The organism is uncultured Flavobacterium sp. (assembly GCF_963922255.1).
Taxonomy (GTDB): domain Bacteria; phylum Bacteroidota; class Bacteroidia; order Flavobacteriales; family Flavobacteriaceae; genus Flavobacterium.
Map to the genome: position 1 here is coordinate 1 of NZ_CAWUIC010000009.1, position 15,100 is coordinate 15,100.

Annotated in this window: 16 protein-coding genes; 9 read left to right on the plus strand and 7 right to left on the minus strand. The window is 29.5% G+C overall.

Translation table 11 applies throughout. From position 1 onward, the window contains the following. The 3 genes from AABJ49_RS08425 to AABJ49_RS08435 all read left to right on the plus strand — a co-directional run. The coding region (locus AABJ49_RS08425) for a lipoyl synthase (RefSeq protein WP_338377840.1) at nucleotides 1–702 on the plus strand (702 nt) is incomplete at its 5' end. A gap of 39 nt (nucleotides 703–741) precedes the next feature. After that, nucleotides 742–1,740, plus strand: a complete 999-nt coding sequence (gene gap / locus AABJ49_RS08430) for a type I glyceraldehyde-3-phosphate dehydrogenase (protein WP_338377841.1) — start codon at nucleotides 742–744, stop codon at nucleotides 1,738–1,740. Nucleotides 1,741–1,770: 30 nt separating this feature from the next. Beyond that, a complete protein-coding gene (locus tag AABJ49_RS08435; protein ID WP_338377842.1) occupies nucleotides 1,771–3,249 on the plus strand; it encodes an ATP-binding protein in 1,479 nt (492 codons plus the stop codon). On the opposite strand, the gene AABJ49_RS08440 is transcribed toward AABJ49_RS08435, so the two are convergent. Both AABJ49_RS08440 and lpxK read right to left on the minus strand, forming a co-directional pair. Then, the gene (locus AABJ49_RS08440) at nucleotides 3,232–4,047 is read right to left on the minus strand and encodes a purine-nucleoside phosphorylase (RefSeq protein WP_338377843.1); all 816 of its coding nucleotides are present in this window, start codon (nucleotides 4,045–4,047) and stop codon (nucleotides 3,232–3,234) included. The genes AABJ49_RS08435 and AABJ49_RS08440 overlap by 18 nt on opposite strands. After that, on the minus strand, nucleotides 4,019–5,038 hold the full coding sequence (gene lpxK, locus AABJ49_RS08445; RefSeq protein ID WP_338377844.1) for a tetraacyldisaccharide 4'-kinase: 1,020 nt from the start codon (nucleotides 5,036–5,038) through the stop codon (nucleotides 4,019–4,021). Before lpxK ends, AABJ49_RS08440 begins: the two co-directional genes overlap by 29 nt. An 84-nt stretch (nucleotides 5,039–5,122) precedes the next feature. On the opposite strand from lpxK, the gene AABJ49_RS08450 reads away from it, so the two are divergent. From AABJ49_RS08450 to AABJ49_RS08470, 5 genes are all read left to right on the plus strand, one after another. After that, nucleotides 5,123–6,217: a Nif3-like dinuclear metal center hexameric protein gene (locus AABJ49_RS08450; RefSeq protein ID WP_338377845.1), complete on the plus strand. Its 1,095-nt coding sequence runs from the start codon at nucleotides 5,123–5,125 to the stop codon at nucleotides 6,215–6,217. A 3-nt stretch (nucleotides 6,218–6,220) separates the two neighbouring features. Continuing rightward, nucleotides 6,221–7,000, plus strand: coding sequence for a C4-type zinc ribbon domain-containing protein (locus AABJ49_RS08455; protein ID WP_338377846.1), 780 nt, complete (start codon nucleotides 6,221–6,223; stop codon nucleotides 6,998–7,000). Nucleotides 7,001–7,254: 254 nt separating this feature from the next. Continuing rightward, entirely contained in the window at nucleotides 7,255–8,052 is a 798-nt protein-coding gene (rluF, locus tag AABJ49_RS08460; protein ID WP_338377847.1) for a 23S rRNA pseudouridine(2604) synthase RluF, read from the plus strand. 100 nt (nucleotides 8,053–8,152) lie between these two features. After that, nucleotides 8,153–9,463, plus strand: coding sequence for a DUF2254 domain-containing protein (locus AABJ49_RS08465; protein ID WP_338377848.1), 1,311 nt, complete (start codon nucleotides 8,153–8,155; stop codon nucleotides 9,461–9,463). A 28-nt stretch (nucleotides 9,464–9,491) separates the two neighbouring features. Then, nucleotides 9,492–9,887 carry a VOC family protein gene (locus tag AABJ49_RS08470; RefSeq protein ID WP_338377849.1) on the plus strand — a complete coding sequence of 132 codons (396 nt, stop codon included), beginning with the start codon at nucleotides 9,492–9,494 and terminating at the stop codon, nucleotides 9,885–9,887. A gap of 21 nt (nucleotides 9,888–9,908) precedes the next feature. Here the strand turns inward: AABJ49_RS08470 and AABJ49_RS08475 are convergent, their stop codons facing one another. The 5 genes from AABJ49_RS08475 to AABJ49_RS08495 all read right to left on the minus strand — a co-directional run bounded on the left by AABJ49_RS08475 (nucleotide 9,909) and on the right by AABJ49_RS08495 (nucleotide 14,445). Then, complete coding sequence (locus AABJ49_RS08475) at nucleotides 9,909–10,400, minus strand: GNAT family N-acetyltransferase (RefSeq protein WP_338377850.1); 492 nt, start codon at nucleotides 10,398–10,400, stop codon at nucleotides 9,909–9,911. A 75-nt stretch (nucleotides 10,401–10,475) separates the two neighbouring features. After that, nucleotides 10,476–11,363, minus strand: a complete 888-nt coding sequence (locus AABJ49_RS08480) for a tetrahydrofolate dehydrogenase/cyclohydrolase catalytic domain-containing protein (RefSeq protein ID WP_338377851.1) — start codon at nucleotides 11,361–11,363, stop codon at nucleotides 10,476–10,478. Nucleotides 11,364–11,436: 73 nt separating this feature from the next. Next, nucleotides 11,437–12,774, minus strand: a complete 1,338-nt coding sequence (gene ffh, locus AABJ49_RS08485; RefSeq protein WP_338377852.1) for a signal recognition particle protein — start codon at nucleotides 12,772–12,774, stop codon at nucleotides 11,437–11,439. A 134-nt stretch (nucleotides 12,775–12,908) separates the two neighbouring features. Then, on the minus strand, nucleotides 12,909–13,382 hold the full coding sequence (locus tag AABJ49_RS08490) for a hypothetical protein (RefSeq protein WP_338377853.1): 474 nt from the start codon (nucleotides 13,380–13,382) through the stop codon (nucleotides 12,909–12,911). A gap of 34 nt (nucleotides 13,383–13,416) precedes the next feature. After that, complete coding sequence (locus tag AABJ49_RS08495) at nucleotides 13,417–14,445, minus strand: hypothetical protein (RefSeq protein ID WP_338377854.1); 1,029 nt, start codon at nucleotides 14,443–14,445, stop codon at nucleotides 13,417–13,419. Between the two features lie 103 nt (nucleotides 14,446–14,548). Here AABJ49_RS08495 and AABJ49_RS08500 point away from each other — a divergent pair, with 103 nt between their 5' ends. Beyond that, a complete protein-coding gene (locus AABJ49_RS08500) occupies nucleotides 14,549–15,070 on the plus strand; it encodes a sigma-70 family RNA polymerase sigma factor (protein WP_338377855.1) in 522 nt (173 codons plus the stop codon). Nucleotides 15,071–15,100: the final 30 nt, after the last annotated feature.

The window sequence follows — 15,100 nt, forward strand, 5'->3', positions numbered from 1 at the left end:
GAAGGAACTGCAACATTTATGATTTTAGGAAATATTTGTACGCGTTCTTGTGGTTTTTGTGGTGTAAAAACGGGTCGTCCAGAAGATGTGGATTGGGATGAACCGGAAAAAGTAGCGCGTTCTATCAAATTAATGAGTATCAAACATGCTGTTATTACAAGTGTTGACAGAGATGATATTAAAGATATGGGCTCCATTATTTGGGCTGAAACCGTAAAAGCCATTCGAAGAATGAATCCTACTACAACTTTAGAAACACTTATTCCTGATTTTCAAGGAAATACTAGAAACATTGATCGAATTGTTGAAGTTGCTCCAGAAGTAGTTTCGCACAATATGGAAACCGTAAAACGTTTAACACGTGAAGTTCGTATTCAAGCAAAATATGAAAGAAGTTTAGAAGTTTTGCGTTACTTAAAGGAACAAGGAATCAAAAGAACTAAATCTGGAATCATGCTAGGTTTAGGAGAAACGGAAGAAGAAGTTATTGAAGTTTTACACGATTTAGCAAATGCTAAAGTTGACATTGTAACAATCGGACAATACCTTCAACCTTCAAAAAAACATTTACCTGTTAAAGAATTTATCACTCCAGAACAATTCGAAAAATACGAAAAAATTGGTAAAGAACTTGGTTTTAGACATGTTGAAAGTGGTGCTTTGGTACGTTCATCTTACCATGCTGAAAAACATATCTTGTAAAAAATTCCAATATTAAAATTCCAAATTCCAAAGAATAAAATGATAAAAACTCGAATTGCAATTAATGGTTTTGGAAGAATTGGTCGCAATTTATTTCGCTTACTTTTAAATCATCCTACGATTGAAGTGATTGCTATAAATGATATTGCTGATACTAAAACCATGAGTCACCTTATCAAATACGATAGCATTCATGGAGTTTTGAAAGAAAAAGTTTCTCATACTTCAGATACAATTATTATAGATGATAAATCCTATTTATTTTTTAATGAAAAAGAAATCAAAAATTTAGATTGGAAATCCTTAAATATTGATGTTGTAATTGAAGCAACAGGTAAATTCAAAACTACAGAGTTACTTAATCAACATTTAAGTGCTGGTGCAAAAAAAGTCATTCTTTCTGTTCCACCAGAAGATGAAAAAATCAAAACGGTTGTTTTAGGTGTAAATGAACATATTTTAGAGGGTTCTGAAACTATAATTTCAAATGCAAGTTGCACGACAAACAATGCTGCTCCAATGCTAAAAATTATGCAAGAATTGTGTGGAATTGAACAAGCTTACATTACAACGGTTCACTCCTACACTACTGATCAAAGTTTACACGATCAACCTCATAAAGATTTACGAAGAGCAAGAGGCGCATCACAATCCATTGTTCCAACAACAACAGGTGCAGCGAAAGCTTTAACTAAAATTTTTCCTGAATTAGAAGGTAAAATTGGTGGTTGTGGCATTCGTGTTCCTGTTCCTGATGGTTCTTTGACTGATATTACTTTAAATGTCAAACGAAAAGTAACTATTGAAGAAATTAACAACGCATTCAAAAAAGCATCTGAAACTACTTTAAAAGGGTTTTTAGATTATACAGAAGATCCAATTGTTTCTGTCGATATTATTGGTAATACAAATTCGTGTCTTTTTGATGCTCAATTAACTTCTGTAATTGACAATATGGTTAAGATAGTGGGTTGGTATGACAATGAAATTGGTTATTCGTCGAGAATAATCGATTTAATATCCTACATAGAAAAATAATTATTACTTTTACTATATAAACAATTGTGTATGAAAAGATTGATTTTTTTAATTTTTCTTTTTTTTAGCATTTATGCTAACGCAAAATCTATTATTACCTCTGGTTATTTTTCTGAAATTATTACTCTTTCAACAAATTTAAAAGAAATAAAACACAATAATCAAACACAAGTTAATCCTATTAATACTTCTCAAGTTATTAATTCCGAAATAGACAAAACCAAACATTTTAGTAAATTAGTAAACTTGTTAAGTATTGCTTTAGTAGCAATTTTATCATTATTGAGTTTAGCTTTATACAAAAACAATACTATTGAAAATAAAAGCAATAATCTTCTAAAGGAGAAAAATAAAGAATTAGAACGAGAAAAAGAAAGGTCTGAAAAAGCCATTAAAGCCAAAAGTGATTTTTTAGCTACAATTAGTCACGAATTAAGAACTCCTTTAAATGCCATTAATATTATTTCTGAAATATTAATGAATGAAGATCCAAAGGAAAGTCAAGTTGAGAATATAATCTCATTGCAAATTTCAACAAATCACTTGATGAACTTAATTAACGATGTGCTTCAAATCAATAAAATAGAATCTCCTAATTTTTCTACTGAAGAGATTGAATTCAATCTTCGAAAAAAAATTGAAAATATTGACAAATCATTATATGAAATTGCAAAACTCAATAATGTACAATGTGATATCAATATTGACGAAGAAATTCCTAAAAAAGTAATTGGAGATCCAACTAAAGTTTCTCAAATTTTGATTAATTTAATTTCAAATGCTATAAAATTTAGTGGAAATGGAACGGTAACAACCAACTTAAAATTAATAAGAAAAACAGATCAAGAAGTAACAGTAAAATTTGAAGTAATTGATAATGGAATGGGAATTCCAAAAGAAAAACAAGAATTGATTTTTGAAAATTTTACGCAAGGTTCTTCAGAAATAAGCAGAAAATTTGGAGGAACAGGTTTAGGTTTAACCATTGTAAAAAAATTATTAGAACATTTAGGTAGCTCTATAAATTTGTATAGCGAGGAAAATGTAGGAAGTAATTTTAATTTCGAACTAAAATTTAAAACTGATAAAGAGTATATTGAACAAAATTCTGATGATTTAGATTATTCAATTTTAGAGGATAAAAATTTCCTACTAGTTGAAGATAATAGCATCACTCAAGTAATTACACAAAAACTTATCGAAAAACACAATGCATATTGCACAATTGCTTCCAATGGAAAAGAAGCTTTAAAATTGGCGAAGCAAAATAAGTATGACATTATAATTATGGATATTAATTTACCGGATATTAATGGTGATAAAGTATCCGAAGAAATTAGAAATTTCGGTATTATAACTCCAATTATTGCTTTTACTGCAATTGTCATTGAAGGTGAAGAATGCGTTCAAAATATAAAATCAAAAGGAATGAACGATTACATCAATAAACCTATCGATACCAAATTATTTTACACAAAAATAATTAATTTACTAACTACTACTAATTAAGTTTTTAATCAAATTTCTAACAAGAGGTTCAGCCTTTTGAGCTGCTTTTAAAACTTCTTCGTGATTTACTTCTTCAATACTTTCAGCATCACCCATATCAGTAATTACAGAAATTCCAAAGCAATCCATATTCATATGTTTAGCTACAATAACTTCAGGTACAGTTGACATTCCAACACAATCACCACCAATAGCTTTTACCATTTTATATTCTGCTAAAGTTTCAAAAGTTGGTCCTTGTAAACCTACATAAACCCCTTCTTTAACTTCGATATTCAAGTTTTTTGCAATTTCTTTTGCAGATTGAATCATTTTTCTTGAATAAGGTTCGCTCATATTTACAAATCTTGGTCCAAAACGTTCCTCATTTTTTCCTCGTAAAGGATGTTCTGGCATCATATTAATATGATCAGTGATTAATATAACATCACCAACTTTATATTTTGGATTTACACCACCAGAAGCATTGGAAACTATTAAATTTTGTAAGCCTAAATATTTCATCACACGAACCGGAAAAGTTACTTCTTGCATATTATAACCTTCATAAAAATGAAATCTTCCTTGCATAGCAACTACTTTTTTTACACCAATTGTACCAAACAACAAAGCTCCTTTATGCCCATGAACTGTTGAAACAGGAAAATTAGGAACATCTTTATATTCTAAAGTAAATTCAATTTGAATATCTTCTGAAAAACCTCCTAAACCTGAACCTAAAATCACACCAAAATCTGGTTTAAAATTATTAGTTTTCGATTGAATATAATTAACTGTTTCTAGAACTTTTTCCCACATAATCTACTATTTTTTTATCAAAATCAGCACCTGAATTTATAAATTGGGATTGAATAGGTAAATAGTATAATTTATCCTTTGGCAAAAGTCCTTTCAAACGCACATAATCTTTTTCAGTAGTAATGATTTTATTATTTTTTGCTTTATTTAAAATTGTTTCTATATCTTTTTCTTCAAAATTGTGATGATCAGAAAAAACCAGTGTTTCACTTGAATTTGCTTCTAAAAAATCGAAAAATGGTTTTGGTTTTGCAATTCCAGCAACTACAACTTTTTCTTCTTCTTTTATTTTATTTACTGAAAGTTTGCCTGATTCATTATAAACATTTTCATCATAAGCAATTGTAGTAAAATAAACAGGTTGTGAAACGTTCAGTTTCTCTTTAATTTTCTGTTGTGCAAGTTCGTCAATATCATTCGGACATTTAGTGACAATTATCATATCAGCCCGATTTTTTCCAAAACTTGGTTCGCGTAAATTTCCAAAAGGCAAAATAAAATCATCACAAAATAAATCATCATAAGCTGTCAATAAAACATAGCATCCTGCTTTAACTTTCCTGTGTTGAAAAGCATCATCTAGTAAAATAACATTTGGCTTATTGTGTAAATCCAACAAAATTTCAATACCTTCTACTCTATTTTCATCAACAGCAACAATCGTTTTTGGGTATTTTGAATAAAATTGAAATGGTTCATCTCCAAGTGTTTTTGCGTTAGCATTTTCATCAGCTAAAACAAAACCAGTTGTACTTCTTTTGTAACCTCTACTCAAAGTTGCTACTTGATATTGATCAGATAATAATCGAATTAAATATTCTATTTGAGGAGATTTTCCTGTACCACCAACACTCAAATTTCCCACTGCAATAATCGGAATATCAAAGCTTTCACTTTTAAAAATCCCAACATCATATAGAAAATTTCTAATAAAAGTCACCAACCAATAAATCAGTGCAACCGGAAAAAGTAGTTTTCGAAAAATGTTCATTGCACGAAAATACAATTTTTTTACATCTAATTTTTATCTTGAAATGATTATTCGTTACTTTGTTAAACTAAAAATTATTTCCAAATGAAAATCAAAGATACACTTGCAATACTTGAAGAAATGGCACCATTAGGTTATGCTGAAAGTTTTGATAATGTTGGATTATTAGTTGGTGACAAAAATGTAGATTTAACTGGCATTTTAGTTTGTCACGATGCTTTAGAAGCTGTAATTGAAGAAGCTATTGCTAACAAATGTAATTTAGTGGTGTGTTTTCACCCTATTCTTTTTAGTGGTTTAAAGAAAATTACAGGGAAAAATTATGTAGAAAGAGCCGTTATAAAAGCCATTAAAAATGATATAGCGATTTACGCAGTTCATACAGCTTTGGACAATCATAAAGATGGTGTAAACAAGATTTTTTGTGATGCTTTAGGAGTAGAAAATTCCAAAGTATTGATTCCGAAACAAAATTATATTCAAAAATTAGTGACTTATACTGTTCCAGAAAATGCTGAACAATTAAGAAATGCTTTATTTGAAGCTGGTGCTGGAAACATTGGTAATTACGAAGATTGCAGTTTCAACAGTCAAGGAATTGGTACTTATATGGGAAATGAAAATAGCAACCCAGAAGTAGGGTCGCAATTTGAATTTGTGGAGGCGAAAGAAATCAAAATTGAAGTCACTTTTGAGAAACATCTACAATCTAAAATCTTAAAAGCTTTGTTTTCAAATCACGTTTATGAAGAGATTGCTTATGAAATTTACAATCTCGAAAATGAACATCAAAATATTGGTTTAGGAAGAGTTGGTTTACTTAAAAATGCACTTTCAGAAACAGATTTCTTACAATTAGTTCGTGAAAAATTAGATTGCAAAGGTATTCGACATAGCAATTTAACAGGAAAAAAAATTAAAAAGGTAGCCGTTCTAGGTGGCTCGGGAAGCTATGCTATTAAAAACGCAATCAGCTCTGGAGCAGACGCTTACCTTACTGCAGATTTAAAATACCATCAATTTTACGAAGCTGAAAACCAACTTTTATTAGCTGATATTGGTCACTTTGAAAGTGAAAGATTTACAAAAAACTATATTGTTGATTATCTTAAAGAAAAAATCACTAATTTTGCAATCATTTTATCAGAAGAAAATACAAATCCAGTTAAGTACTTTTAAAATATGGCAACTACAAAAGAATTAAGCGTTGAAGACAAATTAAGAGCATTATATGCTTTGCAACTAATCGATTCTAAAATTGATGAAATCAGAAATGTGAGAGGTGAATTACCTTTAGAAGTGGAAGATTTAGAAGACGAAGTAGCAGGTTTAACTACTCGTTTAGATAAGTTGAAAACTGACTTAGAAGGGATTGATGAAAAAATCAAAGAAAAGAAAAATGCGATTGAAGAACACAAATCTTCAATTAAAAAATATTTAGAGCAACAAAAAAATGTTCGTAACAACAGAGAATTCAACTCTTTAGCAAAAGAAATGGAATTTCAAGAATTAGAAATTCAGTTAGCTGAAAAACACATTAAAGAGATGAAGGCTTCAATGGAGCACAAAAAAGAAGTTATAGCTCAATCCAAAGAGCGTTTAGAAACTAAACAAACTCACTTAAAACATAAGAAATCTGAATTAAACGATATTTTATCTGAAACTGAAAAAGAAGAAACTTTCTTGACAAAAAAATCAGAAGAATACCAAAAACAAATTGAAGAAAGATTGTTAAACGCTTACAACAGAATTAGATCTAGTGTAAGAAACGGAATGGCAGTGGTTTCTATCGAACGTGGAGCTTCAGCAGGTTCTTTCTTTACAATTCCACCGCAAACTCAAATGGAAATTGCTGGTAGAAAGAAAATTATCACTGACGAACATAGTGGTCGAATTTTGGTTGACAGTATGTTAGCTGATGAAGAAAGAGAGAAAATGGAAAAGCTTTTCGCTAAAATGTAATACAAATCCCGATGAAAATCGGGATTTTTTTTTGTTTTAAATTTAAGTACAAACTTATCAAGCTAAACTCGATTAATCTTCTGTTTTTTTTTTACCACATAGTTAGTTAGAATTACTTTGTCGAAAAAGTCGCTTCGCTTTACTTAGTTAACATAGTTTCTCTATGTAAAATTTTCGAGAATTCGTAATTGTCTATACGTAAATCATAATTACTAATATAAAAATCATAATTCAATTTTGTATATCTTTGCCATATGGAAGAAAATGCAACTCGTATCAATAAATTTTTATCAGAATCTGGCTACTGCTCGCGTAGAGAAGCCGATAAATTAATTGACCAAGGAAGAGTAACAATTAATGGTATTGTACCAGAAATGGGCACAAAAATCACTTCTAAAGATGAAGTTCGAGTTGATGGTGTTTTAATTAATGAAAATACTGAAAAAAGAATCTATTTAGCTTTCCACAAACCTGTTGGAATTGAATGCACAACAAATCAAAATGTTCGAGATAATATAGTAGATTATATTAATTATCCAGAACGTATTTTCCCGATTGGACGACTAGACAAAGCCAGTGAAGGATTAATTTTCATGACTAACGATGGTGACATTGTCAATAAAATTCTTCGTGCTAGAAACAATCACGAAAAAGAATATATTGTAACTGTAAACAAAACAATTACGGAACGTTTCATCCAAAGAATGGCTAATGGAATTCCGATTTTAGACACATTAACTAAAAAATGTAAAGTCGAACAAATTAGCAAAACTGTTTTTCGAATTATATTGACACAAGGTTTAAACCGTCAAATTCGAAGAATGTGTGAGTATTTAGATTATGAAGTTGTTGCCTTAAAGCGAACTCGAATCATTAATATTTCATTAGACATTCCTGTTGGAAAATACAGAGATCTAACAGAAGCTGAAATCACTCAATTAAACCAATTGATTGAACCTTCAAGTAAAACCGAAGAAGCCAGTTTGCCAAAAGTAGACAGAAAAATTCCCGGTCAAAGAGCCACAGCTACAAAAATTTTCAAAAAGAAATAAATTCAATTTTTATAAAAGTTAACCACTTTCTTTGTATTAGAGAAGTTTTGTGTTAAATTTACTTAACATCAAAAAACAGTCAGAAAAATTAATTTCTAATATGAAAAAAATACTATTCTTTTATAATAAGTTAATGGATACATTTTGGTTTATTCCAGTATTGATAATCATACTTTCAATTTTTCTTTCTGTAGGCTTAGTGATTTTAGATCAAGAAGTACAATTATCACAAGATGGTTTAGGCAAATATTTTTTTGTAAATAGTGCCGATTCTGCTCGAAGCATTTTATCTACTATTTCTGGTGCAATGATCGGTGTAGCTGGAACAGTTTTCTCAGTTACACTTGTTGCTTTAACTTTAGCTTCCTCACAATTTGGACCAAGATTGATTAAAAACTTCATGTATGTAAGACTTAATCAAGTGGTTTTAGGTTCTTATGTTGCTACTTATTTATATTGTCTTTTTGTTTTAAATGCTATAAAAGAAAATGATTCATATACTTTTATGCCCATCATTTCTATTCTTGTTGCAATAATAGCTGCATTAGTCAATATTATTTTGCTAATAATATTTATACATAAAATAGCAACAAGCATTCAAGCAGATAAAGTTATCTCTGATGTTTCCGAAAATATTCATAATCAAATTCATATTTTATATCCAAAAGAAATTGGAGAACCGTTAGATCATGAAAAAATTAATATTGTTGATAATATAAAAGCTAAATATCAAAATACTATAGCTATTAAATCTCAAAAAAGTGGTTATCTTCAGTATATTGATGGTGAATATCTTTTAAAAGAAACTTCTAAATCTGATACTTTATTAGAATTGCATTTTAGACCTGGTGATCATTTAGTAGAAAATGTTGAAATTGGAAAAATGTATTTTAATAATTCATTGGAAGAGAAGCAAATAAAAAAAATATGTAATCAATTTCTTGTTGGAAAAACTAAAGTTGGTGATCAAGATGTGGAGTTTTCCATTCATCAAATGGTTGAAATTGCATCAAGAGCACTTTCACCAGGAGTTAATGATCCTTATACTGCGATAACTTGTATAGACAATTTAACAGCTTCGTTGTGTCTGTTTACAAAAATTGATTTTCCTTCTAAATATAGAGTTGATGAAGAAAAAAAATTAAGATTAATAGCAAATACTACTGATTTTGAAGGTTTAATGAATGCTTCTTTTAATCAAATTCGTCAATTTTCTGCTGGCAGTACCGCTGTTATCATTAAATTAATGGAAGCTTTAATAACTATTAATGAATTTGCCACAAAAAAAAGTCATAAAAAAGCAGTTATCAAACATGCCAAAATGGTTTTAAACGTTGGAAAACATTCTATTAAAGAATCATTTGATTATAATGATTTAGAAGAAAGATCGAAAAAAATTCTATCACAATAAATTGTAAAGTAATTATTAAACCAAAAAAATGCTAAATAAAGTTCATCATATTGCCATTATATGCTCAAATTATGAGGTTTCTAAAAAATTTTACACTGAAATTCTTGGATTAGAAATTATAAATGAAATTTATAGAAAAGAAAGAGAATCATACAAACTAGATTTAGCACTTCAAGGCACTTATTGTTTAGAATTATTTTCATTTCCAAACCCTCCAGCTAGGCTATCAAGACCAGAATCAACAGGATTAAGACATCTAGCTTTTGAAGTTAATAATATTGAAAAAATTATTGCGCATTTAAACTCCTTCAAAATTGAAGTTGAACCTATTAGAATTGATGAACTTACGAATAAAAGATTTACTTTCACTAGAGATCCAGATGAATTGCCGATAGAGTTTTATGAAAAAAACAGTATAAATTAAAAAAAAAATGAAATTAGATAATTAAATACTTTTCTCCATCACCAAATCTTCCATCAAATAACCGTTTCCAATTTTAATATCTTCTTCATAAGCGATTTCAAAACCTGCTTTTTTGTAAAAGAATTGGGCCTTATTGAAACGATTTACATTTAAGAAAAGAACTGTGTCTTTAGCATTTTTAGCTCTATTTTCAATATCATTTAACAATTGAATTCCATAACCTTTTCCTTGTGTTTCTGGCAAAACATATATTTTATGAATCTTGGTCTTGTGATTTTCAATATTCGATTCGTAAGAAGCAAATCCAACATACTTTCCATTTTCTTCTACTAATAAAAAAACATGATTGCGTTTTTCTAATTGTTCAGTTAATGCTTCCAAACTATAGAATTTACCTAACATAAAAGACAGTTGTTCTTTAGATAGAATTTCAGCATAAGCCGATGGCCAAATTTTATAGGCTAATTCAGCAACAATAGGTAATTGAGATTCTGAAGCTTGGATTATTTTCATTATAATATAACCACGAATTACACAAATTTACACAAATTAGTAGGTGCAAATTTGTGTAATTTGAGGTTTTCTAATTTATGAATTCTTCATTCTTTTTTGTTCTCTAGCTAAAAGTGTGTTTTTTAACAACATAGCAATAGTCATTGGTCCTACTCCACCAGGAACTGGTGTAATATAAGAAGCTTTTTTAGAAACATTTTCAAAATCAACATCTCCAGTAATTCGGTAGCCTTTTTCGGTAGTTTCATCAGCTACTCTTGTTATACCAACATCAATAACTACTACGTCATCTTTTACCATTTCGGCTTTCAAGTAATTTGGAACACCTAAAGCCGTGATGATAATATCTGCTTGACTGGTAATTTGGTTGATGTTTTTAGTATGACTGTGAGTTAATGTCACTGTCGAATTTCCAGGAAACCCTTTTCTTCCCATCAAAATACTCATTGGACGACCTACAATATGGCTACGACCAATTACAACGGTATGTTTTCCAGCAGTGTCTACGTTATTTCTTTCTAACAATTCTAAAATTCCAAAAGGTGTAGCTGGAATAAATGTAGTCATATCCAATGCCATTTTTCCAAAGTTTTCTGGGTGAAATCCATCTACATCTTTACTTGGATCAATTGCCATTAAAACGGCTTGTGTATCAATTTGTTTGGGCAACGGTAATTGCACAATAAAACCATCAATATCATCATTAAGGTTCAGTTCTTTAATTTTTTTAAGTAATTCAGTTTCCGAAGTGGTGCTTGGCATTTTAATCAAAGTAGATTCAAAACCTACTCTTTCGCAAGCTCTTACTTTACTGCCTACATAAGTTAAACTTGCTCCATCATTTCCTACAATTACTGCAGCTAAATGAGGAACTTTTTCATCGTTAGCCTTCATTTTGTTCACTTCTGCAGCAATTTCATTTTTGATGTCTTCTGAAGCTTTTTTACCGTCTAATAAAATCATTTTGTTTGTGTTGTGTATAGTTGTAGTAAATATTTATTTCTAAAAAAAAGACGCGATAAAACGCGTCTTTATATTATCTCATCCCTTTCATGCCTTGCATCATTCGCATCATGTTTTTGCCTCCACCACCTTGCATCATTTTCATCATTTTGCTCATTTGATCAAATTGTTTCATCAATTGATTGACTTGTTCAATTTTTGTACCTGAACCTTTTGCTATTCTATTTTTTCTTTTTACGTCAATTAAAGAAGGTTTACTTCTTTCTGCTGGAGTCATAGAATGAATGATTGCTTCAATATGTTTGAAAGCATCATCTTCAATTTCTACATCTTTCATAGCTTTTCCTGCACCTGGTATCATTCCAACCAAGTCTTTCATGCTACCCATTTTTTTGATTTGTTGAATTTGAGATAAGAAATCATCAAAACCAAATTCGTTTTTAGCAATTTTCTTCTGAATTTTTCTTGCTTCTTCCTCATCATATTGCTCCTGAGCTCTTTCTACAAGAGAAACAACATCACCCATTCCTAAAATTCTATCAGCCATACGTGAAGGATAGAACACATCGATAGCATCCATTTTTTCACCTGTACCGATGAATTTAATAGGCTTATCTACTACAGATTTAATAGAAATAGCAGCTCCACCTCTAGTATCACCATCTAATTTCGTAAGGATAACTCCGTCAAAATTTAATTTATCGTTGAAAGCTTTTGCAGTATTCACAGCATCTTGACCTGTCATAGCATCCACCACAAACAAAGTTTCTTGTGGTTTAATTGCTTTGTGAACTTCAGCAATTTCGTTCATCATTTGTTCGTCTATCGCTAAACGACCCGCTGTATCAACAATTACAACATTAAATCCGTTTGATTTTGCATGTTTGATTGCATTTTGAGCAATTTCAACTGGATTTTTGTTTTCTGGTTCAGAATAAACCTCAACGCCAATTTGATCTCCAACTACATGCAACTGATTGATTGCCGCTGGACGATAAATATCACAGGCAACCAATAAAGGTTTTTTATTTTTTTTAGTTTTTAAGTAATTGGCTAACTTTCCAGAGAAAGTTGTTTTACCAGAACCTTGTAAACCTGACATTAAAATCACTGAAGGGTTTCCAGATAAATTTACACCTTCTACTTCACCACCCATTAATTCGGTCAATTCGTCTTTAACAACTTTTACCAATAATTGACCTGGTTGTAAGCTGGTTAATACATTTTGCCCAATTGCTTTTTCTTTAACTTTAGTCGTAAAATCTTTCGCAATTTTGAAGTTAACATCGGCATCTAATAAAGCTCTACGTACTTCTTTTAAGGTATCGGCAACATTTACATCGGTAATTTTTCCGTGCCCTTTTAATATATGAAACGCTTTATCTAATTTATCTGTTAAATTATTAAACATAATGGTTTGTGATTTTGATAAGTTGCAAAGATAGTATAAAGTTGTAAAGTTGCAAAGCTGAATTATTGTTAATAATTTATAAAAAAATCAGCCTGATAAAAGGCTGATTTTAAAAAAGGCAAAAAGGTTTTAAGTTAATTTTTTTCAAATGTAAGATAGTCAGTTCCACCATTTCCTCCACTTACATCAACTAGCTCTATTTTAGTATCTGTTCTTGATAAAATATCCCAATCATCAGATAATTCATCTGCAAAATTAGCTGGTGACGAAAATAAAATATTGAAATCTAAGTCATTACTAGGACTATCGTCATTACTATCACTATTTGTAACAGACCAAGAACCAGTGTATGTATTTGTTCCATTTGAAGCAGTTAGCACATTAGAAGAGCCAAAAGTGAAGTTATATCCTGTAAAATAATTTGTATGATTATCACCTGAATCTTCATAAAAAGTTATTCTCCAAGTTCCTTGGGTAACTGTATTTATTATAGGTGTTGGATCTGAGTTATTTGATGGATTTGGTGAATCATCATCGTTACTACACATTGAAGCAACATTTAGCATAAATATCATTGCTAATAAAGGAATTAATTTTAATTTTCTCATGTTTTAAGTATTTAAGTTTATATTTATTTGTTAATTAATTTTTTGTGAAATATAAATAATCTGTTCCTCCATTTCCTCCACTTACATCTTTCAATTTAATGATGTTTGAAGAAAATTCTATTACTTTCCAATCGTCTTCTAACTCATCTAAAGTCAATCCATCAAAAGCAAGTTCTAATTTTTCTTGACCACTATCTATATAAGTTGACCAAATTCCATTTATTGAAGTTGAGTTATTAATAGCTATTGAAGTTCCATTCATATTGAAAGTAAAATTATAACCATTATAATTTGAAGTTTCATCTACATCATCAAAATAATATGAAATATACCAAGTACCATTTGTAATAGTATTAGCCAAAGTAGCTGTTCCACCACTTCCTCCTGGAGAATCATCACAATCATCAATGGCATCTTCTATAAAATTTTCTAATTCATTATTTGAATTAATTACAATTGTTTGTCCATTTGAATTTTGTAGTGATATTGGATAACTAATAGCTATTAAATCAAAATTATCTAGATTTTCAATAAAAATATACAATTGTGAGTCATTTGAAATTGTTACTGTATTTGCTAATTGATTATTTGAATTATATATATTAATTACAATTGGATAATTAAAACTTATGCAATCAATTTCGTCAAAACCATCATCTTCTCCACAATCATCTAAAACATCATCTAATGCATTTGAATTTGAAATTACTTGAGTTGAAAAATCTTGATAAATAATGGCAATTGGATAAACAAAATTCACAATATCATCATCGTCTGAAAATGCATCAATTGCATCTTGAACAATTTGGTAATCTGCTGATGTTGAAACCGTAATTTGTTGATTATTTACAATTACAATTACTGGAAGTTGAACCGCGAAACAACTTGAACTGTCTAAAATATTATCTTGAGAAGTGGTGTTTTGAGAAACTCTACTTACTAATGAAACTAAAGGAGATGATGCAGATAAATTTTCGTTATTATCTTCAATAATTACAACTTCTTCGGTTTGACATGAAAAAATAGATAAAGAAACTAGTAGTAATAAAATTATATTTTTCATTGTTTAAGTTATTTGGTTTGATAATAAAACAATATTAAATTAAAATACCCTACCTAGTTTGAAATATTTTTTTACTTTTATACTAGTAATAGCATCTTAAAAAATGAAAAACAACTCAATATCAGATACTTGTGATGAAAAAATTTTTTCTGCTTTTTTAAAAAATAATGTGCAAGGTTTGAGAAATTATTTATACTACAAATTTGGCAATAGCAATCAAGCTGAAGATATGGCTCAAGATGCTTTTATCAAATTATGGCAAAATTGCAAAGATGTCTCTATTGAAAAAGCAAAATCCTATATATATACAATTGCTAATAACTCTAGTCTTAATATAATTGCTCATCAAAAAGTGGTTTTAAAGTATGAAAAAAACAATGCTAATTCAGATAGAACAAATGAAAATCCAGAATTTCTATTAGAACAAGAAGAATTTAGAGCCAAACTCCTGAAAGCAATAAATAATATAAATGAAACACAACGAATAGCGTTTTTAATGCATCGAATTGATGGAAAAAAATATGCTGAAATAGCTGAAGAATTAAACATTAGTGTTAAAGCTGTTGAAAAGAGAATTCATATAGCATTAATCGAAATTAAAAAAGAAATTGAAAATTTTAGGTAGGGTAAATTTATGTTTACTTGTTACTATACT

What these genes read in the sequence shown, in the direction of transcription:
- gap (WP_338377841.1), top strand. Translation starts at nt 742, where the DNA reads ATGATAAAAACTCGAATTGCAATTAATGGTTTTGGAAGAATTGGTCGC.
- AABJ49_RS08495 (WP_338377854.1), bottom strand. Translation starts at nt 14,445, where the DNA reads ATGAAAAATATAATTTTATTACTACTAGTTTCTTTATCTATTTTTTCA.
- AABJ49_RS08490 (WP_338377853.1), bottom strand. Translation starts at nt 13,382, where the DNA reads ATGAGAAAATTAAAATTAATTCCTTTATTAGCAATGATATTTATGCTA.
- AABJ49_RS08470 (WP_338377849.1), top strand. Translation starts at nt 9,492, where the DNA reads ATGCTAAATAAAGTTCATCATATTGCCATTATATGCTCAAATTATGAG.
- AABJ49_RS08475 (WP_338377850.1), bottom strand. Translation starts at nt 10,400, where the DNA reads ATGAAAATAATCCAAGCTTCAGAATCTCAATTACCTATTGTTGCTGAA.
- AABJ49_RS08480 (WP_338377851.1), bottom strand. Translation starts at nt 11,363, where the DNA reads ATGATTTTATTAGACGGTAAAAAAGCTTCAGAAGACATCAAAAATGAA.
- ffh (WP_338377852.1), bottom strand. Translation starts at nt 12,774, where the DNA reads ATGTTTAATAATTTAACAGATAAATTAGATAAAGCGTTTCATATATTA.
- rluF (WP_338377847.1), top strand. Translation starts at nt 7,255, where the DNA reads ATGGAAGAAAATGCAACTCGTATCAATAAATTTTTATCAGAATCTGGC.
- lpxK (WP_338377844.1), bottom strand. Translation starts at nt 5,038, where the DNA reads ATGAACATTTTTCGAAAACTACTTTTTCCGGTTGCACTGATTTATTGG.
- AABJ49_RS08450 (WP_338377845.1), top strand. Translation starts at nt 5,123, where the DNA reads ATGAAAATCAAAGATACACTTGCAATACTTGAAGAAATGGCACCATTA.
- AABJ49_RS08435 (WP_338377842.1), top strand. Translation starts at nt 1,771, where the DNA reads ATGAAAAGATTGATTTTTTTAATTTTTCTTTTTTTTAGCATTTATGCT.
- AABJ49_RS08465 (WP_338377848.1), top strand. Translation starts at nt 8,153, where the DNA reads ATGAAAAAAATACTATTCTTTTATAATAAGTTAATGGATACATTTTGG.
- AABJ49_RS08500 (WP_338377855.1), top strand. Translation starts at nt 14,549, where the DNA reads ATGAAAAACAACTCAATATCAGATACTTGTGATGAAAAAATTTTTTCT.
- AABJ49_RS08455 (WP_338377846.1), top strand. Translation starts at nt 6,221, where the DNA reads ATGGCAACTACAAAAGAATTAAGCGTTGAAGACAAATTAAGAGCATTA.
- AABJ49_RS08440 (WP_338377843.1), bottom strand. Translation starts at nt 4,047, where the DNA reads ATGTGGGAAAAAGTTCTAGAAACAGTTAATTATATTCAATCGAAAACT.